This is a genomic window from Streptococcus sanguinis, assembly GCF_019929225.1.
In the GTDB taxonomy this organism is placed as follows: Bacteria; Bacillota; Bacilli; order Lactobacillales; family Streptococcaceae; genus Streptococcus; species Streptococcus sanguinis_J.
Genome location: NZ_JAHZPA010000005.1, coordinates 48,780 through 69,811, shown reverse-complemented (window position 1 = coordinate 69,811; position 21,032 = coordinate 48,780). Strand labels below are relative to the sequence as shown.

Below are 21,032 nucleotides of genomic sequence, written 5' to 3'. Positions count from 1 at the left end.
AATTCTAGATGAATTGTAGCAAAATCAAAGTTGGAACAGCTCATTTAAACAAAACTCATACTGAGAGAGGACCAGTTTGGTCTTCTCTTTATTTATTGAGTAATTTGTTAAGAACATCTTTATTGTTAGCACTCCAAGGGTTCATATTTTGTTCTTTGCTATCATGTGAGTTTGTGATAAAATCTAATTGTTCTATGTAGATTAGATTTTTTATTATAATCCCTACAGTTTTGAACTATTAGAGCTAACAGAAAGGAGGGAAGCCATGTATCCGAAAGAAGGGAAAGAACATCTCTTTCAGCAATTGCAATCAATCGGCTGGTCTCAGGTAGCACTGGAACAAGTTTTTGCAGAGATTAGTGTGCAAGGGAAAACAGTGCCAGAAGAAGGATATTACCTGCAGGAGGCTCAGCTTTTTGGCAGTCCCTTTTTTCAAGATCTTTGGCTGGCTGAGGATGCTCAGAACAGCAGGTTAGGAGCTCAGGAGCTGCTGGTTCTGGCTATGAATCTTGTTAATATGCCTGAGGAGCTGAGTGGAGATAAGGCAGAGACGGATCTTTTACTGGCTCGGATTGCTCCAAACCTAACACCTCATGATGGCTTTTGGAAAATTTTCTCAAGGACCTTGCGCCAGGCTTTTCCAGCAGATGATTTCAGCCAAAGGGATGGCAATCAAAAGCTTAAAAGACAGCTACATCAGTTTCGCTATGTCATTTCCTGCCAGCAGGCCCAGTGGGTCAGAGATCACTACCGTCAGACTGGTATGACAGATGCAGAAGCCTTGGCCTCCTATCTAAAGGATTGGTCTGCGCTGCCTTATAGCTTTCAAGAATCCTCTCGCTTGCACAATAAAGCCCATATTGATAAGAGGTCAGAGCAAGCTATCTATCCGGATGGTCAAGCAAGTCAGGCTAATATAAAAATCCTGATTGATTTTCATACAGAGTTTATTTTGGATCAGACAGGTCGTTTTCTCAATATTATCGATCCAGAGAGGGCTAGCCAAAATGGTATTGTGAATGGCGCCAGCTTTAACTATGGTGAGCATAACCGGCCGGGCAATCAGGCTTCTCATACTCGCTATGATGTCAAAACGCCTGCAGTTTGGGATCCTCGCTTTCGCAGGCTTGGCATTGAAAATGGTGGCCGCAAGTTCAAATCACCTCAGAATAATCGTGGTCCGCTGGGCTATCGTTCGGCTAAGAGCCCTTATGCTCGAAAGGGGCGGAGTGCTTATAAACAGGTAAAGGCAGAGATTGCTCGGTTCAAGAAATTACTGAATCGACCATCCTTTCTCTTGCGTTCTTGGGCTTGGTTCCGTCAGTTTTGGCAGAAGTTTTTTGTACAAAAAAATACGGACTAGCAAATCCGTATTTTTATCTCTTACAAGCTCTTAACTGCGGCGATAGCTGCTTCGAAGTCAGGCTCGGTATTGATATTGTCGACATATTCAGCGTAGGTCACAGTGTTATTTTCATCCAGAACTAGAACTGCGCGAGCCAAAAGGTGCCATTCATTGATGAGGACAGCATAGTCACGGCCGAAAGAATGGTCGAAGTAGTCAGAGAGCATGACAGCATTCTCAATGCCTTCAGCAGCACACCACTTGCCTTGAGCAAAAGGCAAATCAACTGAAACCGTGATAACAACGGTATTGTCCAAGTCAGAGAGTTCTTGGTTAAAACGACGAGTCTGAGTCGAGCAGACACCAGTATCGATAGATGGGATGATGCTCAGGACTTTCTTTTTGCCAGCAAAATCAGCCAGAGTTTTCTTTGAAAGGTCAGTTGCTGTCAGGCTAAAATCGTGTGCGGTGTCGCCGACTTGCAGTTGCTTTCCAGTAAAGGTTACAGGATTTCCGAGAAAAGTTGTCATAAGGAGTCTCCATTCATATTTGATAGCTTCATTGTACAGCGAATAGTGATTTTTTTCGAATAATTTGACTGGAAATTTGAAATCTACTCCATGTGAAGCTCCTTCTCCAAAAATAAAGAGGTTAGGATTTTGTCTCCCTAACCTTTTATCGTTATTTGGCCAATCCTTCAGAAATTTTATCCAGATTGTATTTCATCATGCTATAGTAGCTGTCACCCTCTTCGTCTTGGTCAGCGATTGAGTCAGTGAAGATTTTAGCGTGGATTGGGATGTTGGTGTCTTTAGAAACAGTCTTCATCGGACGGTCGTCCACACTTGATTCGACAAAGAGAGATGGCACTTTGGTCTTGCGTAGTTTTTCAACCAAGCTTTTGATTTGGTCTGGAGTTCCTTCTTCTTCAGTGTTGATTTCCCAAATGTAGGCTGATGGCACATTGTAGGCCTTAGAGAAGTACTTGAAGCAGCCTTCGCTAGTCACAATCATTTTCTTTTCTTCTGGGATATTGTTGAATTTCTCCTTGGCTTCCTTATCCAAAGCGGTCAGTTTTTCTACATAGGCTTTGAGATTTTTCTCGTAAGTGGCCTTATTGTCAGGGTCTTTTTCAATCAAACGTTTGGCAATGTTCTGTGCATAGATAATCCCGTTTTCCAAGTTGAGCCAAGCATGAGGGTCTTCTTTGCCCTTTTCACTTTGCCCTTCAAGGTAAATGATGTCAACGCCATCACTGACAGCATAGTAGTCCTTGTTTTCTTTCTTATTGGCATTTTTGACCAACTTGGTAAACCAAGCATTGCCGCCAGTTTCCAGGTTGATACCGTTGTAGAAGATGAGATCAGCTTGAGAAGTCTTTTTGACATCCTCAGGCAGGGGCTCGTATTCGTGGGGGTCTTTGCCGACTGGTACAATGCTGTGCAGGTCAATCTTATCGCCAGCTATATTTTTGGTAATATCAGCGATAATTGAGTTGGTCGCAACAACCTTGAGCTTGGACGAGTCACTGGATGCCTTCTTCTGACCGGAGCAGGCAAGGAGAGTGCAGACTGCTAGCAAAAGCAGAGATAAAAAACCTAATTTTTTCATGGGAGTCCTCCATCAAATTTTATTTTAGTTTAGGTCGGTTTTTAAGTTTTAAATAGCGTTGCTTAGGGGCGATAAAGAAAGAGATGAGAAAGATGAGAGCTGAGGTCAGGACAATGCTGGATCCTGCAGCGACATTAAAGCTGTAGCCGATAAAGAGCCCCAGTACAGAAGCTAGAGCGCCCAGTCCTGAGGACAGCAGGATCATAGTTTTCAGACTGTTGGCATAGAGGTAGGCCGTTGCTGCCGGCGTAATCAAGAGAGCGACAATCAGAATGGTTCCCACACTCTGCATGGCTGTCACAGAGACCAAGGTCAAAAGAATCATCAGCAGATAGTGATAGAAGCTGACCGGCATACCCATGGCTTGAGCCAGCAGTGGGTCAAAGGAAGTAATCAATAGCTGCTTGAAAAAGAGGGTGATGATTAAGAGCACAGCTATTCCGACTCCAATACTAATCCACATATCAATGTCCTGTACGGCCAAAATATTCCCAAAGAGAATATGAAAGAGGTCGGTGGAGCTATTGGCAACGCCGATCAGAATTACCCCCAGAGCCAGGAAGGAAGAAAAGGTAATCCCAATGGCCGTATCGCTTTTAATAATGGAATTGCCCTTGATGTAGGTGATAATAATCGAGGCCAAAAGTCCGAAGGTGATGGCTCCGATAAAGAAATTAATCCCTAAAATGTAGGACAGGGCCACACCGGGCAGAACCGCATGAGAGATAGCGTCCCCCATGAGCGACATGCCGCGCAGAATGATAAAGCAGCCGACAGCTCCAGCAACAATCCCAATGACGATGGCTGTGATGAGGGCATTTTGCAAAAAGTGAAAGTCCCGCAGCCCTTGGAAAAATTCTAAAATCATCCTAGACACCTCCATTCATAAAGAGCTGGGAGCCATAAGTCTTTTTCATATTGTCCTTGGTAAAGTTGCTCTCAGTAGGACCGAAGGCAATTAGCTTACGATTGAGCAGGATAACTTGGTCGAAATAATCAACTACTTTGCTCAAGTCATGATGGACAATCAGGATAATCTTGCCTGCGGCTTTGAGACTGCGCAGGGTAGACATGATAATCTCTTCGCTGACAGAGTCGATCCCGACGAAAGGCTCGTCCAAGAAGATACAATCCGCTTCTTGAACCAAGCAGCGAGCAATCAAGACCCGCTGGAATTGCCCGCCAGACAGCTGGCTAATCTGCCGCTCCGCCAAGTCTGCTAAACCGACAATTTTCAATGCCTCAGCCACCTTGTCCCAATGGGAATTCTTTAGCCCTTGAAAGAGTTTGAGCTGCGGGTAAAGTCCCAAAGAGACACACTCTTTGACTTTGATAGGGAAATGATAATCAATATTAATCTTTTGCTCTACATAGGCGACGCGCTGGAGAGAGTTCTGCAGCGGCTTTTGATCCAGCAGAGTCTGGCCTTGGTGGTCAATAATCCCTAGCATGCCCTTGAGCAGGGTGGATTTTCCGGCTCCGTTAGGGCCGATAATCCCAGTAATGGTTGGCTCCTTAATGGTTAATGAAAGGGGCTCAAGAGCCAGCATATCCTGATAGCTGACAGTCAAATCTTTAATTGTAATCATCTCATACACCTCTATAAGATTAATATACATTAAAACAAAAATTAAGTCAAGTTAATTTTTAACAAATCTCTAAAATTAATATAAGAAATGTTTGAAAAAACAAGTAGATTTTGATAAGGTTATATCAAAAGCATGAAAGCGAGAAGAAGATGACACGACTACAAGATGATTTCTATGATGCGGTTAATGGTGAGTGGGCCAAGACGGCGGTCATTCCTGATGATAAGCCAGTGACGGGCGGCTTCATGGATTTGGCAGATGAGATTGAAGATCTTATGCTAGCCACGACTGACAAATGGTTGGCTGGCGATGGAGTGCCAGAAGATGACATTCTGCAGAACTTTGTTGCTTACCATCGCTTGGCAGCGGATTATGACAAGCGGGAAGCAGCTGGGATTGAGCCTGCGCGTGCTTACATTGATGAAATTCGCAACCTAACATCTTTTGAAGAATATGCTTCTAAGATTGCTGACTTCGAGCTGGCTGGTAAGCCGACTTATTTCCCCTTTGGTGTGGCGCCTGACTTTATGGATGCCCGTATCAATGTTCTCTGGGCAGACGGACCGGGAACCATTTTGCCAGACACGACCTACTATGTGGAGGACCATCCGCAGAAGGCGGACCTCCTTGCGAAATGGCGCAAGGCTCAGGAAGATTTGCTGGCAAAATTTGACTTTGCGGAAGAGGAAATCAAGGATCTTCTGGACAAGATCTTGGAGCTGGATGCTGTTTTTGCTCAGTATGTTCTGTCTAGTGAAGAAAGCTCTGAGTACGCTAAGCTCTACCATCCTTATAAGTGGGATAATTTCAAAGCCTTGGTACCAGAGTTGCCTCTGGCGGATATTTTCACCAAGTTAATCGGTCAAGAACCCGACCAGGTCATTGTGCCTGAGGAACGCTTCTGGAAAGCAGCTAAGGATATCTATACAGCTGCTAACTGGGATAAACTCCATGCTCTGCTGATTCTCTCTGCGGTCCGCAATACGACCCCTTATCTAACGGATGACATCCGTGTCTTAGCAGGAGCTTATCATCGTGCTCTATCAGGGACTCCTCAGGCTCAGGACAAGGAAAAAGCAGCCTTTTACCTGGCCCAAGGTCCCTTTAATCAAGCTGTCGGTCTCTGGTATGCCGGTCAGAAGTTCTCGCCAGAAGCCAAGGCTGATGTGGAGCAGAAAGTGGCGACGATGATTGAAGTTTACAAAAACCGCCTGAGCCAGAATGACTGGCTGACACCAGAAAATCGGGACAAGGCTATTGTCAAACTCAATGCCATCAAGCCTTATATTGGCTATCCTGATGAGCTTCCTGAGCGTTACTCTCGAAAGGTTGTAGATGAAAATCTGACTCTCTTTGAAAATGCTCAGAAGCTGAGCCAGATTGATATTGCTTATAGCTGGAGCAAGTGGAATCAACCAGTGGACTACAAGGAATGGGGAATGCCAGCCCATATGGTCAATGCCTACTATAATCCACAGAAAAACCTGATTGTCTTTCCAGCGGCTATCCTGCAGGCACCTTTCTATGACTTGCACCAGTCCTCGTCAGCTAATTACGGTGGTATCGGAGCGGTCATTGCCCATGAGATTTCTCATGCTTTTGATACCAATGGCGCTTCCTTTGATGAAAATGGCAGCCTCAACAATTGGTGGACGGAGCACGACTATCAAGCCTTTACCGAGCGGACTCAAAAGGTCATTGACCAGTTCGAAGGACAGGATTCCTATGGTGCTAAGGTCAATGGCAAGCTGACCGTTTCAGAAAACGTGGCTGATCTTGGCGGCATTGCAGCAGCCCTAGAAGCAGCCAAGAAAGAAGCGGATTTCTCTGCTGAGGAATTCTTTACTAACTTTGCCCGCATCTGGCGGATGAAGGGACGCGAAGAGTATATGAAGCTTCTGGCAAGCGTTGATGTCCATGCGCCAGCCAAACTTCGGACCAATGTGCAGTTGCCTAACTTTGACGACTTCTTTACAACCTTTGATGTGAAAGAGGGAGATGGCATGTGGCGGAGCCCAGAAGAGCGGGTGGTCATCTGGTGATGCGGAGATAAGAGTACTTATCGAATCCTGCTCAGTTCAAAAATAATCGAGTTCGTTTCAATAGTCTGCTTTTGTTTGTGAAAGCAGGCTATTTTGTCAAAGAAAATATAAAGCGTTTACATTTATCTAACCTTGTGCTATACTGTAGTTGATAGCAAAAAACAAACAAAATATCCAAATAGAATAGATTTCAAAGTGTTTATTAATGAATAATAAAGAAAAGAGATGTTCTTATGGTAAAACGATTCATTAGTTCAAATGCTTCAGAAATTTTAAATATGACTGCGCCGGAGCTGAAACAGAGCATCAAGGCCAGTGAGGGCCGCGTTATCCTGTCTGAAAACGTAGCTTTTAAAGAATCTTATATCGGTGATGTGACCAATGCAGAGATTGCTCGGTCTTTTGGTGCTGACTTGATTCTGTTGAATGGGATTGATATATTCCAGCCTTTTGTAGCTGGTCTGGATGCCAAGGAAGATTTTGTTGAGGAGCTGCACCGCTTGGTGGGTCGTCCTATCGGTATCAATCTAGAGCCGGTGGACAGTCAGGCCCAGATGGCAGGAGAACGCCTGATCATCAATGAGGGGCGTCAGGCTAGTCTAGCGACTATTCAGCGAGCAGAGGAGCTGGGCGTTGACTTTATCTGTCTGACGGGTAATCCGGGGACTGGTGTCACCAATCAAGCCATTATTGACACCATTCGAGTGGTCAAGGAGAATTTTTCAGGCCTGTTGATTGCAGGTAAAATGCATGCTTCAGGTGTGGATGAGCCGGTAGCAGACCTGGAAGCAATCGCTCAATTTATCGAAGCTGGTGTTGATATTGTCCTAGCACCGGCAGTCGGCAGTGTACCAGGCTTTGATGAGCAGGACTTGAAGCAGATTGTCCGACTGGCCCATCAAAAGGGGGCTCTGGTTATGAGTGCAATCGGTACCAGCCAAGAGAGTGCTGATGAGGATATTGTCAAGCAAATGGCTATCCGTAACAAAATCTGCGGTGTAGATATCCAGCATATCGGAGATTCAGGCTACGGCTGTCTGGCTCCGGTTGAAAATATCTTTGCCATGAGCAAGGCTCTCAGAGGACAGCGCCACACCATTTCCATGATTTCACGCTCAATCAATAGATAGTAAAATGAGACAGACTTTTAAGGGGGAAGCTCCTAGAAAGCCTGTCTCTTTTTTGTAAAAAAAGACCGAGATTCTTGTCTCGGCCTTTATAGGTTTCCTTTTTTATCTAAAAATTCATGATAGACACAGAGGCTGACTGCAGAGCGGGCAATGCTGTATTTAGAGTAGGGGATAATGACAATCTCTGCTTGTTTTTGCTTTGGAAAGAGAGGTACTTCCTGCTCTAACTGAGCCAGAACCTGCTCGGCAATCACCGGATAAGAGAAGAGCTGGCCGTCCAGATAAATCCTTTCGCTATCAATAAGCTGGCAGAGGTTGGAAATGGAAATGGCCAGATAGCGACAGGCAGTATGAATCAACTCAATGCTGCCCAAGTCTCCTAAGCGATAGGCGGTCATCAGACTTGTCAAATCAATGTCATTAGCATCCTCTACAAGGGTCTTTAAGAGCGAGGTCTGGGAAGCCTGATACAGGATAGCTGCTTTATCAATCAGAGCGCTCTCGCTGGCATAAACCTGCAGGCAGCCGTGCTTACCGCAAGGACAGCGCTCGCCTTCAGGATTGATGACGGTATGCCCCACCTCCCCGATAAGATAATTTTCCTGACTGTAAATGCTGCCCTTGTACATGTAAGAGCAATGAATACCTCTGGCGACATGATAGACGATAAAATTACTGTCTGTAGGATGATAGCTAAAGAGGCGTTCAGCCATTGTCAAACAGTGGGACTTATTGGCAAAGTAGACAGGAAGGTCAAAGGCTTCTTGAATAGTCTGCAGGTTAATCTGTCCCCAGTGGGGATTTTTAGAAATGATAAAATCACTCTCAGAGAGATTCACATGCCCCGGCAGCCCGAGGGCAATTGCTGAGATGGAGTATTTGCTGTTCTTTTTCAGAAAATCTTGAATCAGCCGGATGATTTCCTGGTCAGACGGCCCGCCTGTCACCTCGATCTGATAAGTCCGAATATTGCTTTCTACAATCTCACCGGTATTATCAGCGATGACCATGGCCAGCTGTTTTTCAGAAATCTCAAAACCCAGATAGTAGCGGCTATGAGGTGCAATATCCAGCAGGGTTTTCTTGCGGCCTACGCTCTCATCATTGAGCTCGCCCAGTTCCAGCACCAAGCCTTCCTTGATCAGTTCATTGATGATACTGCCAGTCGTGGCTGGTGTAATCTGAGTTTCTTTTGAAATATCAATCCGAGAAATCGGTCGTTTGGCATAGAGCTGATCCAGAACAGTTGCCCTTAGCTCGTTTTGTTTTCTAGTTCGTGTCATCTTGTTTCCTCTGCTGCTATACTATCAAAAAAAGCTAGAAATCTCAAATGTAAGCGTTGACATAGTACAGAAAAATAGTTATAATGTTTATAGAATATTAATAACATGGTGAAAAATATTCTTTTTTTGGGTTTTTGTTTATATATTAAAAATAAATAGCAAGCGTCGTTGCAGGCTAGGTCAGATTCATAAAGGAGGATGCCAATGGAAACAAAACAGATTATGTTAGTTTGTGCGGCTGGGATGAGCACCAGTCTCATGGTCAATAAAATGCAGAAAGCTGCAGAGGAGCGCGGCTTGGCTGCGACGATATTTGCGGTGCCAGTGTCAGAAGCAGAAGACTATCTAAGCGAGAAAAAGGTTGATGTCCTGTTGCTGGGACCTCAGGTCCGCTATCTGTTGGAGGATTTACAGGAAAAATTAGCTTCAAAAGGCGTTCCGGTCGATGTTATCCCTATGACGGACTACGGAATGATGAAGGGGGATAAGGTCCTGGATCTGGCAGAGTCGCTCATGAAGTAGGTACTACTATGGAAAATAAAGATTCCTTAGAGGTCGCTATGACCCTCATTATGTATGGCGGAGAGGCCAAGTCTTGTGCTATCGAAGCCATTGCAGCAGCTAAAAAGCAGGACTTTGACCGAGCTCAGGAGAGGCTGAGTCAGGCTCAGAAGGCCCTGTTGCAAGCCCATCATGCTCAGGCTGAAATGCTGAGCAAGGAGGCACAAGGAGAAAAGACAGAACTTAGTTTATTTATGGTGCATGGACAGGATCATCTCATGACCAGTATCGCCTTTGTTGATTTGGCAAAGGAGATTGTTGATTTACATAAAAAATTTGATGAATAGGAGAAATGCAGATGAGTAGTTTGGTTGATAAATGGCAAGCGCGTCTCATGCCTATTGCCAATAAAATCGGCAACCAAAAATTTCTGGTTGCCCTGCGGGATTCCTTTATCGGAACCATGCCTGTGATTATGACGGGCTCTTTCGCCCTCATGGTCAACGCCTTTCTATCTGACTTGCCAGGGCAGTTCGGCTGGACCTGGATTTCCTCTACCTTCCAGTGGCTGATTGATATTAACTGGCTGGTATTCAAGGGCAGTATTCCTATCGTTACCCTCTTGTTCCTCTTTACCTTCGGGGTCAATATCGCTAAAATTTACAATACTGATAAGGTGTCTGCCGGTCTGGTAGCTGTTGCTTCCTACATCATTACCATTGGTGGATCAGTTACTAAAACCTTTGAGTTAGCTGGCAAAACACCAGGGCTGAGTAAGGCAATTTCAAAACTCCCAGAGCTAAAACTTGACGGCAGTAATCTGTCTGTGACGATTAACAGTGTCATTCCCGGTGACCAGATTAGTGCGCGTGGCTACTTTACTGCTATTCTAATTGGTTTTGTATCTGTCATCATCTTCTGTAAGGTCATGAATCGTAACTGGACGATCAAACTTCCAGATTCTGTTCCGCCAGCTATCATGAAGCCCTTCCTGTCTATCATTCCGGCTGCGATTGCCATGTATGTCGTGGGAATTGCGACCTATCTCTTTAATCTGGTGACAGGAGAACTGTTGATTGACTGGATTTACAAGATTCTTCAGGCACCGCTTCTCAGCTTGTCTCAAAGCTTCTGGGCTGTACTGCTCATTGTCTTTCTCAATAAGATTTTCTGGTTCTTCGGACTGCACGGTGGTAATGTGCTGGCGCCAGTTATGGCTAGTCTATTTGGTGTGACCATGCTGGCTAATCTGGAAGCTTATCAGGCTGGGCATGCGATTCCTTACATGTGGACGGATAATTCTTTCGGTGCTTTTGTCTGGTTTGATGCGATTGGTGTTGCCATTGCCATTCTCTGGCAATCTCGGAACAAGCACTATCGCGAAGTGGCTAAGTTGGGAATTTTCCCAATGGTCTTCAACATCGGTGAGCCGGTTATGTACGGTCTGCCAATCGTTTTGAATCCAATTATGTTTATTCCATACGTCCTGACGCCAATGGTCATGGTAACAGTAGCCTACTTTGCAACCTCTATGGGCTTGGTTGCGCCGGTTACTCAAAACGTTACTTGGGTAATGCCGCCGATTCTCTACGGTTTCTTTGCGACAGCCTTCGACTGGCGGGCAATTATTCTTTCGCTGGTTAACATCGCTATTTCGACCGCTATATATCTGCCCTTTGTCAAGATGGCAGATAAACAGGAGGAGCTTGGATAGATGGCAAAATTTGAAATTAAAGAAGAATTTTACCTGGATGGCAAGCCTTTTAAGATTTTATCGGGAGCTATTCAGTATTTCCGGCTTCATCCAGACCAGTGGCGAGATACCCTTTACAATCTTAAAGCTTTAGGCTTTAATACGGTAGAAACCTATATTCCTTGGGCATTGCATGAACCTCAGGAAGGTCAGTTTCAGGCAGAGGGCATGCTGGATTTTGAAGCATACTTCAAGTTGGTTGAGGAGATGGGGCTTTATCTCATTGTCCGTCCGACGCCCTACATCTGTGCAGAGTTTGACTTTGGCGGCCTGCCGGCTTGGCTCTTGAGATATCCTTCGATGCGCCTGCGGGTCAATCATCCGCTTTTTCTGGAAAAGGTCAGTCATTTCTATGACTGGCTATTTCCCAAGCTTCTGCCCTATCAGAGTGATCAAGGCGGTCCTATCCTCATGATGCAGGTGGAAAATGAATACGGTTCTTACGCCGAAGACAAGGCCTACATGCGTAGCATTGCGCAGATGATGAAGGTACGTGGCGTTACGGTTCCCCTCTTTACTTCTGATGGGACATGGATAGAGGCTTTGGAATCTGGGACCTTGATTGAGGATGATATTTTTGTGACGGGGAATTTCGGATCTCAGCCCAAGGAAAATACAGATAATCTGCGAGCTTTCATGGAGCGCTATGGCAAGAAATGGCCGCTTATGTGTACCGAGTTTTGGGACGGCTGGTTCAGCCGCTGGAGCGAGGAAATCGTTCGGCGTGAAGCCGAAGATTTGGCCCAGGATGTCAAAGAAATGCTGCAGCTGGGCAGCATGAACCTCTTCCTATTGAGAGGTGGGACAAACTTTGGCTTTATTAGCGGCTGTTCGGCACGAAAGACCAAGGATTTGCCGCAGATTACCTCCTATGATTTTGACGCACCCATTACTGAGTGGGGGCACCCAACCGAGAAATACTACGCTGTTCAGCGGGTGATCCACGAGGTCTTTCCAGAGCTTGAGCAGATGGAGCCTATTAGCCGACAGGCCAAGGCCTATGGCAGTTTTCCACTGCTTGGGACTGCAAACCTGCTGGATGTGGCAGCGGATATCACAGAGGAAATTCTGCTGGATTATCCGCAGCCTATGGAGCAGATTGGGCAGAATCATGGCTATATCCTCTACCGTTCCGATATCAAAAATCAATACCATGAGGAAAGGCTCAAGGCCTTGGAGACTCATGACCGCTGTCATTTCTATATCAATCAGGAGCACCTGGCTACCCAGTATCGGGAAGAAATCGGTGATGAGATGCTCTTCTCAGCTGATACAGAGCGGATTCAGATTGATGTGCTGGTAGAAAATATGGGGCGTGTCAACTATGGTTACAAGCTGGGCGCACCCAGTCAATCCAAGGGAGTCAAGGGTGGTATCATGATTAACCACCAGTTCCGAAAGGGCTGGAAGCATTATGCGCTCAAGTTTGACCAGGAAATGCTGGCCAAGCTAGACTGCTACTCAGCTCCACCGGAGGAAGTCAAAGCACCGACCTTCTATCGCTTTGAAGTAGAGTTGGATGATATCGCTGATACCTTCATCGACTGCTCTAAGTATGGGAAAGGCTGTATTTCGGTCAACGGCTTCAACCTAGGCCGCTACTGGAATGAAGGGCCGATTCACTATCTCTATGTGCCGTCTGGCCTGCTTAAGGAAAAGAATGAATTTATCGTCTTTGAAACTGAAAATGTCAAGATTGAAGAGTTGACCTTGCTTGACCATCCGGTCTATAAGAAATGAGGTGTTGCGATGAAATATATGACAGTCGGAAATGAACTGGAAGGAGCCAGTCAGCTGATTTTGGGCTGCATGCGACTGGCAGAGCATGATCCTAAAGAGGTCGTTTCTGTTCTTGAAACAGCGGTAGAAGTGGGAATTAATTTCTTTGACCACTCAGATGTCTATGCTGGCGGCCAGTCTGAAGCTAAGTTTGCGCAGGCTCTTCGCTCAGCTAAGATTCCCCGGGACCGAGTATTCATCCAGTCCAAGTGCGGACTGCGGGATGTTCACACCAACTACCATTTTGATTTTTCTAAGGATTATATCATCAGCTCGGTTGAAGGCAGCTTGGAGCGCTTGCAGACGGACTATCTGGATGTGCTCCTCCTGCACCGGCCAGATGCTCTTGTGGAGCCAGAAGAGGTAGCTGAGGCTTTTTCACAGCTGCACCAAGCTGGGAAGGTTCGCTATTTCGGAGTTAGCAATCAAAATCCTTATCAGATTGAGCTGCTGCAGAAGAGTGTGGAGCAGCCCTTGATTGCCAACCAACTGCAGTTTGGTCCAGCCCATACTCCGATGTTGGATGCTGGGCTCAATGCCAATATGCTCAATCCTTTAGCAATCGTTCGAGATGGTAGTGTGCTGGACTATTGTCGATTGCATCATATCACGATTCAGCCTTGGTCACCATTTCAGGTCGACTTGAACCAGGGACTCTTTATGGAGCATCCTAAATATACTCAGCTTACAGAAACTCTGCATGCCTTTACGTCAGACTATCAAGTTTCTTTTGAAGCCTTAGTTCTCGCCTGGATTTTGCGTCATCCGGCACAAATGCAGCCGATTGTTGGCTCCATGAATCCGCAGCGAATTCGCTCAATGGTGGCTGCTTTTGATATTGAGCTCTCTCGGGCTGACTGGTATAAGATATACAAGAGCGCGGGGAATCCTCTGCCCTAAGCTTGTTTTTGCAGGGAGATTATTTGTTATTCAGAATCAATGAAGCCTAAGAGCACCGAATCGGTCTGCATATTTCATTGATTAAGCTCGACTCTGCACCTTATGAAAGGAGAATGATATGAATAATAAGTTTTCTTGGCAAGCCCTAGCAAAATCTGCTTCTGCTGCCAAGTATGGGAGCGGCTTGCTGCTATGTGCTTCCCTCTTGTCCTTAGCAGCTTTTACAGCTGTCTCAAGAGTTGAAGCAGAAGATGTTGCGCCTGCCCCTGCCGCAGTGGCTGAAACGCCGGCTTCTTCGACGGCGCAAGCAAGTCCTGAGGCTGAAAATCCAGCTCCAACTGAACCCCAAACAGCTCCTGCAAATCAGGCCGAATCAGCTGCAGCCGCTAGCGAGCTGCCAGCCAGTCAGGTCATGTCTGATGAGCAGAAACAGCGTGCCATTGCTCAGATGGGAGCCAATCAAGGGGATGTCTGGGTTTGGTCGGAGGAAAATGTCGTTGAAGAAAATGGAGAGCGTCAAAAGCGAGGTCCTAATGGCGGTCTTGGCCAATTTAATGGCGGAGCCGTCGTGTTAGGCGGCCGTCCGACTTATGACCCAGCGGCTGATTGGTACTACCTAGCTTATAAAGGCGAAGGGATGACCGACGAAGAAGCACAGGCTGTCTTTAACAAGGAACGCGGCAAATGGATGAATGAATTTGATCCTTGGGGCGTTGTGATGGAAATGACGGACAATAAGGCCAGCAATGCGTGGGCGGATATTCGTAACATGCAGGCTTTTGTGCTCCGGAAGGACTCCAATGTCTGGGAGAAAATTGTAGATCACCCTCAAGGGGTTCAATGGGTTGCTCAATTCAAGGGCAATATGTCCAGCTATGTAGAAGATGCACGGCAGGAAGCCTTGACTGGCGGTGGAACAGCTATTGAGGTATTACCTAAGCAGGATCGGGTTGCCCACTGGGGTTCTGATCAGGCCCGTGATATTCCAAATCCTCAAACCATTCGGGCTGTTTTAGTTTCCGTAGAAGCTCGTATTTCTGAAAAATCTGACCCAGATGCCAAGCTGGGTATTCAAGTTGGCGGTGACTGGAAGTTTGCTGAGGAAGTGAGTAAGCCGCTCTGGTATCCAGGAGCTGGTCTGGCTGGTATTCAGCGACTGACCAAGGATTGGGCGCGTTACTATTTTGTCAGCCTCACTGGTATTCAAGATGCAGTCGAAGAAAGGGCCATTTCACAAGATGTATTTATGAAGAGTATCGTGCCGCTGGCCGATATGGAGCAGGTCGCCCAAAATCAAGCTCAGCAGCCAACCCCTGCAAGGCCTGATCCAAAGGGTAGCCAAGCGGAAAATCTGACCTACAAAACAAGCGGCCAGACGGATTCTCAAGCAGCGTCTCAACAGCCAACTCTTCAACAAGCTTCTTCCAAACAACTGCCTAAGACCGGCAGCCAAAGCAGTCTATTGGCCAATTTGCTGGGATTCGGGCTCTTAGGGCTTGGTGCTGCCTTCCTTGGCCTGAAGAAAAAATCTTAGTTTTGCAAGCTAGAGAAAAAAATAATCTACAAAAAAGCAACAGCTAGAATCTGCTGTTGCTTTGTGTTTGATTTAGGTTTTGCACGACAGGCTGTCCAAAATTAGGTGCTTGCGCAGCGGGCGGACTGCAGACAGGCTCTTGGTATTTTTGAGTAAAGCGGCATCTTGGGAAGTTGGAGCAGCCCCAAAATTGCTGACCAGCCCTAGAACCCTTGGATGCGGTACGGAGCACCAATCTATGCTGGCAGCGAGGGCAGATCTTTTCTGCTTCTCTACGCTGTTTATTCTGGGCAATGCTGTTAATATGGCGCTCTTTGATGACCTGCTTTCGTTTGGTCAAAGGTAGCAGCATACGATAGAGGTCGTCAATCTGCTCAGACGACAGGTAGACTGGACTTTGGCAGGCCTGCCGGTCAATTGCCCCAATCACTTGCCAGGTCTGAATAACCTTATGCCTGTCACTGTTTAGATGGATTTCCTTAAGCTGACAGTCATTGCCAAAGACGATATAGGAATATAGGTTTGGCGTGTATTGGTTGAGATAGTAGCTGAGCCATTTGAGATGGACTTTATTTTGAATAATGGGATTGAAAAAAGAATTCTTGTAGGATTTTCCGCGGCCTCCGGAAAGAACCTGAGTCCAGTATTGCTGGTTTTCTGAGCCGAAGATCCAGCCCTTGTAGTTTTTTGACTCAAAAATGTAAATTCCAGATGGATGAATCAGCAGGGCATCAATCTCAGTGGTAGATCCATCTTCTTTGAAAATATAGAGATTGTACAAAATCTTTTTATAGCCATAGAGCTGGTTCAAGACCTGACCAAGCTGGTACTCTCCCTGTTTTCCCTTGTTATATTTGAGTTCCCAAGGGGCAGTCTGGGTTTGCTGGAAATAGTCAGGCTCTGGGCTTTGGCTGGATGACCAATCCGAGTCCGTATCTTCCCTGTCTTCAAGTAGCTTATAACTGATAAAAAAGACGATGCCAAAGACAGCCACAAATGCAACGAAAAAGAATCCAAACATTTCCTAATCTCCCTTAAAATCCCTAATTCGAGTATAGCACAAAATAAAGGACGGAAGATTTTTATAAGTGTAAAAACACAGCAATTGAACAATAGATTGAAATATGTCTAAAAAACGGAAACTACCCTTTAAAAACTTATTTTCCAAAAACACCTCACAAACCTAAAAAATCATGTATAATAAAAAGACAGGAAAAGAATAGGAGTTATCATGTCTCAGGAATTAATCAGTGTTATCATCCCTGTTTACAATGTTGAGCAGTATTTAGCAGAATGTGTGAACAGCGTCTGTCGTCAGACCTATCAAAATCTGGAAATTATTCTAGTCAATGATGGTTCAACAGATGCTTCTGGTCAGATTTGCCAAGAGCTAGCTGATCAGGATGCGAGGATTCGTCTCATTTATCAGGACAATCAAGGTTTGTCCGGTGCCCGCAACACAGGGATTGAGCACTCTAGTGCAGACTATTTGATTTTTGTGGATTCGGATGACTGGCTGCCTGAGCAGCATGTTGCCCGCCTCTATGAAAAGCTCAAGGAGTATGATGCGGACATTGCCATTGGTCACCACTGTAGTTTCCGTGCTGAGGATTCAGCCTTCCTCTACTATTCGACAGAGCATTTTGAAACCCTCTATACGCGAGAAGAGATGATTGAGGAGTACCCTAGACGGCGCATGCTAGACGGTGTCTTTCTCTGTGCCTGGGCCAAGCTCTATAAGCGTAAGCTCTTTGATACAGTGCGCTATCCAGTCGGCCGAGTGGCCGAAGATGCCTTCACGACTTATAAGCTTTATCTTCAGTCAGACAAGATAATCTATCTCAATGAACCGCTCTATTACTATCGCTTGCGGCCAAATAGCATCTCCATGACTTGGAATGAGCAGTGGTTCCGAGACTTGATTGTAGGTTTTGAGGAGCAGATAGCCATTCTAGGTAAGCTAGGCTATGACCTGAGCCTCTACTACAAATACTACACCTTCTTGCTCCAGTATTGTCGCGATAGCGCTGCAGCTGTCGGTATGCAGTCTAGTCTGGTCTATCAGGAAATTGAAAGCAAACTCCAACTATTTGGAGAATAAACAAAACAAGCCACCTTTCAACCGCAGGGTTGACAGCGTGGCTTGTTTTTTAGTGTTTGAAAATTAAAGACTAAAAATAACAATTAATGTCATGCTTCAAAAAGACATCTTGGTATTCAAATAAGTCTTCAGGGTGCAAGGCCTTGACATCTTCCATGGCATACTTTCGGCCAAGTAATTTGTATTTATTTTCGCCAAATTGATGGAAAGGCAGCAGCTGGACTTGATCGATGGATAGTTCATTAAACAGAGTCGCAAACTGCTCCGCATCTTCTAAAGAGTCGTTAAAATCTGGAATGACAGGAATGCGCAGAACAATCGTCTTTTGATGAGTGAAGGCGTAGTGGATATTCTGAACAATTAATTCGTTTTTTACTCCAGTCACCTTGCGGTGGTTGACAGAGTTATAATGTTTCAGGTCTGTATAGATAAAATCAACGTACTGGATGAGATCCACGAATTTTTCATGTTCTACAAAGGCAGTTGTTTCAATAGCGGTATGAATCCCTTTTTCCTTAGCCGCTTTGAGAATGGCCTTGGCAAATTCAAACTGGGCGAAAATCTCTCCGCCAGATAAGGTTAGGCCGCCACCAGATTCTTCATAAAAATCTCTGTCTTTTAGGACTTCGTTGATAATCTCCTCGACACTTCTTTCCTCCCCCATAGTGATGCTTTTTTTGGTAGTAGCATCCAGCATAGGCTCGGGTCTGAATTGCTGTGATTCTGGATTGGAGCACCAAGGGCAACGCAGAGGACAGCCCTTGAGGAAAACCGTTGTACGAATCCCTGGTCCATCATGAATACTGAAATGTTGGATGTTGAAAATAATTCCTTTTGTTGTTTCCATACTCAGGCCTCCTTTGGATACAATCATTATAACTTATTTTAGAAAGAAAAACAATTACGAATGAAAGTTATTTTTATTTTATTTTTAAGACGTCTTTTGTTACAATAATAGCAGAGGTGATAGAATGGAACGTTTAGATGAAATTGTTAAATTAGTATCTGAATTTGAACGAATCGATGTCAATACTTTGTCTGACCGCTTAAAAGTATCCAAAGTAACGATTCGCAAAGACTTGGATAAGCTGGAAACCAAAGGTCTGTTGCGCAGAGAGCATGGCTATGCTGTTTTAAATAGCGGCGATGATCTGAATGTCAGGCTTTCCTTTCATTATGATACCAAGCGCCGGATTGCTCAGGAAGCGGCAAAAATCGTTCAGGATAATGAAACCATTATGATCGAATCAGGCTCGACCTGTGCCTTACTAGCTGAGGAAATCTGCCGAACGAAAAAGAATGTCAAGATTATTACCAATTCTTATTTTATTGCGGATTATATAAAACAAACTGATTCTTGTAAAATTATCTTACTGGGCGGAGAATTTCAGAAAGATTCTCAAGTGACAGTAGGGCCTCTTCTCAAGGAAATGATCCGCTTTTTTCACGTAGAACATGCTTTTGTCGGAACAGATGGCTATGATGAAAATCTAGGCTTTACAGGCAAGGATCTGATGCGGAGTGAGGTTGTGCAGTATATGTCAGAGGCATCTGACCAGATGATTGTCTTGACGGACTCAAGTAAGTTTACCAGAAAAGGAATAGTTAAGAGATTCGGCTTCAAGCAGATTGCTCAAGTGGTGACTGACAAGGCGATTCCTAAAGAAGCTGTTGAGCGCTTGAAAGCTGCGGATATCAAACTGACTCTAATCTAGCAGAGAGAAGGAGATAAGATGAAAAATGAAAGAAAAAAACTATTGGCAAAAATTGCTTATCTCTACTACCTAGAAGAAAGAAGCCAGTCTGACATTGCGGCTGAGACAGGGATTTATCGCACCACTATCAGCCGAATGCTGGCAGAAGCTAAAAAAGAAGGTATTGTAAAGATTGAGATTGAAGACTTTGATACCCGCTTATTTCATTTGGAAAACTATGTAAAAGAAAAATATGGGCTCAAGGGAATCGAAATTGTCAGTAACTTAGTAGATGAATCTCCAGCAGACTTGGAAGAGAGGTTGGCTCAAGCTGCTGCGGGTATGCTGCGCGGCCTGATTAAAGACAATGATAAAGTGGGATTTTCTTGGGGAAAGAGCTTAAGCCTTTTAGTAGAGCACTCCAGCAGCAAGCATTTGACAAATGTCCATTTCTTTCCTTTGGCAGGTGGACCGAGTCATATCCATGCACGCTATCATGTGAACACCCTCATCTATAGCATGGCTGGAAAATACCATGGGGACTGCCGTTTTATGAATTCCACGATTATTCAGGAGAACGAGCAACTGACAAATGGAATATTGGCTTCTAAATATTTTGAAGATCTGAAAAGTAGCTGGCAGGAGCTGGATGTGGCTGTGGTTGGTATTGGAGGGCAGGTTGACACGAGAAATCGCCAATGGCTGGACATGCTGACCTCGGAGGATTTTCTTGCTCTAGAGAGTCAGGATGCTGTTGGAGAAATCTGCTGCCGCTTCTTTAATAAAAAAGGGGAGATGGTCTACCAGCATTTGCAAAATCGAACGATTGCCATCTCTTTGGAAAATTTGAAAAAGGTGCCGCTTAGTTTGGCCTTTGCCTATGGCAGTCAAAAATCTGCTGCCATCTTAGCAGTGTTGCGAGCTGGCTATGTTAATCATTTGGTGACAGATGAAGCGACGATTCTAAAAATGCTAGACTTGGATGGAGATAGGAGTTTCTTCACTTCTTGATGTCAGTGGAATCTCAGGTGCAAGAGATTTCCAAGACGGAATTTAGGGATTCTATTTTTTAATAGTGGATTAGCAGCTATGTATGGAGGTGGATTCTTGATTTGAAAAAGCCAATGAAACGAAAATTGACTAGTTTAGCCACAGGGGAGCTAGTCGCTGTGCTAGTATTTTGGATGAATTTTTTCCTTCTCAAAAAATGGATTCTTACTACTGGAGCTTTGATTTCTATTTCTTTCTCCTTGTTTGTACTGAGTTTTATTTTGATACAGGGCTCTGTTTTCTGGTGGATTTTGATAAAAAGGATTTCCAATCCAAGATTTGCTGAAAGATATACAGGCAAGATTTACAGAATACTAAAGATCTTAGACCTTATTTTACTAGGTGTAGGGGCCCTGATAATTATTTTAAATTACAGTGAATTTCCCACATCCATAATCTCTTTAGCAATTTGGTTTTTTGCTATCATCGAGTGGATTAATTATTTTAAATGGCAATTATCCTACAGTCTGAATCCTGCTGTTTTATTGAAATACATCCTCCAGAGGAAATTGCGGAAAAGTAAAATAGCAAAGGAAATTGAGAAAGCCGTTTAAAAAGATAAGTTTTGGTTTTTTAAAATAGCATATATGAAGAAGTAGAAGCGAATAGCTGCTGCTTCTTTTTTTGTGTCGAATCTGCTTATCGTTCTTATCTAATAGAGTGCCTTTGATTCGCAGTTGCATAAAGCTGTACATAACTGTCCTTTATGGGGGAGTTTTT

At 44.8% G+C, this 21,032-nt stretch carries 20 protein-coding genes; 13 read left to right on the top strand and 7 right to left on the bottom strand.

Annotated features, from left to right (window positions below):
* The first annotated feature begins 265 nt into the window (after positions 1 to 265).
* A complete protein-coding gene (locus K1I80_RS08695) occupies positions 266 to 1,363 on the top strand; it encodes a DUF3114 domain-containing protein (RefSeq protein WP_002907383.1) in 1,098 nt (365 codons plus the stop codon).
* Positions 1,364 to 1,383: 20 nt separating this feature from the next.
* On the opposite strand, the gene tpx is transcribed toward K1I80_RS08695, so the two are convergent.
* From tpx to K1I80_RS08675, 4 genes are all read right to left on the bottom strand, one after another.
* On the bottom strand, positions 1,384 to 1,875 hold the full coding sequence (gene tpx / locus K1I80_RS08690; protein WP_002896683.1) for a thiol peroxidase: 492 nt from the start codon (positions 1,873 to 1,875) through the stop codon (positions 1,384 to 1,386).
* Positions 1,876 to 2,026: 151 nt separating this feature from the next.
* Entirely contained in the window at positions 2,027 to 2,956 is a 930-nt protein-coding gene (gene ssaB / locus K1I80_RS08685; RefSeq protein ID WP_223313579.1) for a metal ABC transporter substrate-binding lipoprotein/adhesin SsaB, read from the bottom strand.
* A 19-nt stretch (positions 2,957 to 2,975) separates the two neighbouring features.
* A complete protein-coding gene (locus tag K1I80_RS08680) occupies positions 2,976 to 3,824 on the bottom strand; it encodes a metal ABC transporter permease (RefSeq protein WP_032909779.1) in 849 nt (282 codons plus the stop codon).
* A gap of 1 nt (position 3,825) precedes the next feature.
* On the bottom strand, positions 3,826 to 4,545 hold the full coding sequence (locus tag K1I80_RS08675; RefSeq protein ID WP_317627766.1) for a metal ABC transporter ATP-binding protein: 720 nt from the start codon (positions 4,543 to 4,545) through the stop codon (positions 3,826 to 3,828).
* Between the two features lie 149 nt (positions 4,546 to 4,694).
* Between K1I80_RS08675 and K1I80_RS08670 the strand changes: the two genes are divergently transcribed.
* Entirely contained in the window at positions 4,695 to 6,587 is a 1,893-nt protein-coding gene (locus tag K1I80_RS08670; protein ID WP_223313576.1) for a M13 family metallopeptidase, read from the top strand.
* Positions 6,588 to 6,820: 233 nt separating this feature from the next.
* Complete coding sequence (locus K1I80_RS08665) at positions 6,821 to 7,717, top strand: DUF7916 family protein (protein WP_124764418.1); 897 nt, start codon at positions 6,821 to 6,823, stop codon at positions 7,715 to 7,717.
* A gap of 86 nt (positions 7,718 to 7,803) precedes the next feature.
* On the opposite strand, the gene K1I80_RS08660 is transcribed toward K1I80_RS08665, so the two are convergent.
* On the bottom strand, positions 7,804 to 9,000 hold the full coding sequence (locus K1I80_RS08660) for an ROK family protein (RefSeq protein ID WP_223313575.1): 1,197 nt from the start codon (positions 8,998 to 9,000) through the stop codon (positions 7,804 to 7,806).
* A gap of 204 nt (positions 9,001 to 9,204) precedes the next feature.
* Between K1I80_RS08660 and K1I80_RS08655 the strand changes: the two genes are divergently transcribed.
* The 6 genes from K1I80_RS08655 to K1I80_RS08630 all read left to right on the top strand — a co-directional run bounded on the left by K1I80_RS08655 (position 9,205) and on the right by K1I80_RS08630 (position 15,467).
* Positions 9,205 to 9,522 (top strand): PTS sugar transporter subunit IIB, encoded by a 318-nt coding sequence (locus K1I80_RS08655; RefSeq protein WP_317627767.1) that lies wholly within the window; start codon positions 9,205 to 9,207, stop codon positions 9,520 to 9,522.
* Positions 9,523 to 9,530: 8 nt separating this feature from the next.
* Positions 9,531 to 9,848 carry a PTS lactose/cellobiose transporter subunit IIA gene (locus tag K1I80_RS08650; protein ID WP_002898520.1) on the top strand — a complete coding sequence of 106 codons (318 nt, stop codon included), beginning with the start codon at positions 9,531 to 9,533 and terminating at the stop codon, positions 9,846 to 9,848.
* Positions 9,849 to 9,853: 5 nt separating this feature from the next.
* Entirely contained in the window at positions 9,854 to 11,215 is a 1,362-nt protein-coding gene (locus tag K1I80_RS08645; protein ID WP_002896670.1) for a PTS sugar transporter subunit IIC, read from the top strand.
* Positions 11,216 to 12,994 carry a glycoside hydrolase family 35 protein gene (locus K1I80_RS08640; protein WP_223313573.1) on the top strand — a complete coding sequence of 593 codons (1,779 nt, stop codon included), beginning with the start codon at positions 11,216 to 11,218 and terminating at the stop codon, positions 12,992 to 12,994.
* Between the two features lie 9 nt (positions 12,995 to 13,003).
* Complete coding sequence (locus K1I80_RS08635; protein WP_223311911.1) at positions 13,004 to 13,933, top strand: aldo/keto reductase; 930 nt, start codon at positions 13,004 to 13,006, stop codon at positions 13,931 to 13,933.
* A 118-nt stretch (positions 13,934 to 14,051) separates the two neighbouring features.
* Complete coding sequence (locus tag K1I80_RS08630; protein WP_223313572.1) at positions 14,052 to 15,467, top strand: LPXTG cell wall anchor domain-containing protein; 1,416 nt, start codon at positions 14,052 to 14,054, stop codon at positions 15,465 to 15,467.
* Positions 15,468 to 15,510: 43 nt separating this feature from the next.
* Here the strand turns inward: K1I80_RS08630 and K1I80_RS08625 are convergent, their stop codons facing one another.
* Complete coding sequence (locus K1I80_RS08625) at positions 15,511 to 16,488, bottom strand: nuclease-related domain-containing protein (RefSeq protein ID WP_223311909.1); 978 nt, start codon at positions 16,486 to 16,488, stop codon at positions 15,511 to 15,513.
* Positions 16,489 to 16,698: 210 nt separating this feature from the next.
* On the opposite strand from K1I80_RS08625, the gene K1I80_RS08620 reads away from it, so the two are divergent.
* Positions 16,699 to 17,568 carry a glycosyltransferase family 2 protein gene (locus tag K1I80_RS08620; protein WP_223313571.1) on the top strand — a complete coding sequence of 290 codons (870 nt, stop codon included), beginning with the start codon at positions 16,699 to 16,701 and terminating at the stop codon, positions 17,566 to 17,568.
* Between the two features lie 70 nt (positions 17,569 to 17,638).
* On the opposite strand, the gene K1I80_RS08615 is transcribed toward K1I80_RS08620, so the two are convergent.
* On the bottom strand, positions 17,639 to 18,415 hold the full coding sequence (locus K1I80_RS08615; protein WP_185755048.1) for a glycyl-radical enzyme activating protein: 777 nt from the start codon (positions 18,413 to 18,415) through the stop codon (positions 17,639 to 17,641).
* A 124-nt stretch (positions 18,416 to 18,539) separates the two neighbouring features.
* On the opposite strand from K1I80_RS08615, the gene K1I80_RS08610 reads away from it, so the two are divergent.
* The 3 genes from K1I80_RS08610 (at position 18,540) to K1I80_RS08600 (ending at position 20,866) form a co-directional block, all read left to right on the top strand.
* Entirely contained in the window at positions 18,540 to 19,283 is a 744-nt protein-coding gene (locus K1I80_RS08610; RefSeq protein ID WP_002916109.1) for a DeoR/GlpR family DNA-binding transcription regulator, read from the top strand.
* Between the two features lie 18 nt (positions 19,284 to 19,301).
* On the top strand, positions 19,302 to 20,273 hold the full coding sequence (locus tag K1I80_RS08605; RefSeq protein WP_223313570.1) for a sugar-binding transcriptional regulator: 972 nt from the start codon (positions 19,302 to 19,304) through the stop codon (positions 20,271 to 20,273).
* A gap of 101 nt (positions 20,274 to 20,374) precedes the next feature.
* Positions 20,375 to 20,866, top strand: a complete 492-nt coding sequence (locus K1I80_RS08600) for a hypothetical protein (protein WP_185773105.1) — start codon at positions 20,375 to 20,377, stop codon at positions 20,864 to 20,866.
* Positions 20,867 to 21,032 lie beyond the last annotated feature (166 nt).

Coding starts and splice junctions, on each gene's coding strand:
- K1I80_RS08645 (WP_002896670.1), top strand. CDS start 9,854: ATGCAGATGAGTAGTTTGGTTGATAAATGGCAAGCGCGTCTCATGCCT.
- K1I80_RS08665 (WP_124764418.1), top strand. CDS start 6,821: ATGGTAAAACGATTCATTAGTTCAAATGCTTCAGAAATTTTAAATATG.
- K1I80_RS08670 (WP_223313576.1), top strand. CDS start 4,695: ATGACACGACTACAAGATGATTTCTATGATGCGGTTAATGGTGAGTGG.
- K1I80_RS08640 (WP_223313573.1), top strand. CDS start 11,216: ATGGCAAAATTTGAAATTAAAGAAGAATTTTACCTGGATGGCAAGCCT.
- K1I80_RS08635 (WP_223311911.1), top strand. CDS start 13,004: ATGAAATATATGACAGTCGGAAATGAACTGGAAGGAGCCAGTCAGCTG.
- tpx (WP_002896683.1), bottom strand. CDS start 1,875: ATGACAACTTTTCTCGGAAATCCTGTAACCTTTACTGGAAAGCAACTG.
- K1I80_RS08620 (WP_223313571.1), top strand. CDS start 16,699: ATGTCTCAGGAATTAATCAGTGTTATCATCCCTGTTTACAATGTTGAG.
- K1I80_RS08655 (WP_317627767.1), top strand. CDS start 9,205: ATGGAAACAAAACAGATTATGTTAGTTTGTGCGGCTGGGATGAGCACC.
- K1I80_RS08680 (WP_032909779.1), bottom strand. CDS start 3,824: ATGATTTTAGAATTTTTCCAAGGGCTGCGGGACTTTCACTTTTTGCAA.
- K1I80_RS08695 (WP_002907383.1), top strand. CDS start 266: ATGTATCCGAAAGAAGGGAAAGAACATCTCTTTCAGCAATTGCAATCA.
- K1I80_RS08605 (WP_223313570.1), top strand. CDS start 19,302: ATGAAAAATGAAAGAAAAAAACTATTGGCAAAAATTGCTTATCTCTAC.
- K1I80_RS08625 (WP_223311909.1), bottom strand. CDS start 16,488: ATGTTTGGATTCTTTTTCGTTGCATTTGTGGCTGTCTTTGGCATCGTC.
- K1I80_RS08615 (WP_185755048.1), bottom strand. CDS start 18,415: ATGGAAACAACAAAAGGAATTATTTTCAACATCCAACATTTCAGTATT.
- K1I80_RS08675 (WP_317627766.1), bottom strand. CDS start 4,545: ATGATTACAATTAAAGATTTGACTGTCAGCTATCAGGATATGCTGGCT.
- K1I80_RS08610 (WP_002916109.1), top strand. CDS start 18,540: ATGGAACGTTTAGATGAAATTGTTAAATTAGTATCTGAATTTGAACGA.
- K1I80_RS08630 (WP_223313572.1), top strand. CDS start 14,052: ATGAATAATAAGTTTTCTTGGCAAGCCCTAGCAAAATCTGCTTCTGCT.
- K1I80_RS08650 (WP_002898520.1), top strand. CDS start 9,531: ATGGAAAATAAAGATTCCTTAGAGGTCGCTATGACCCTCATTATGTAT.
- ssaB (WP_223313579.1), bottom strand. CDS start 2,956: ATGAAAAAATTAGGTTTTTTATCTCTGCTTTTGCTAGCAGTCTGCACT.
- K1I80_RS08660 (WP_223313575.1), bottom strand. CDS start 9,000: ATGACACGAACTAGAAAACAAAACGAGCTAAGGGCAACTGTTCTGGAT.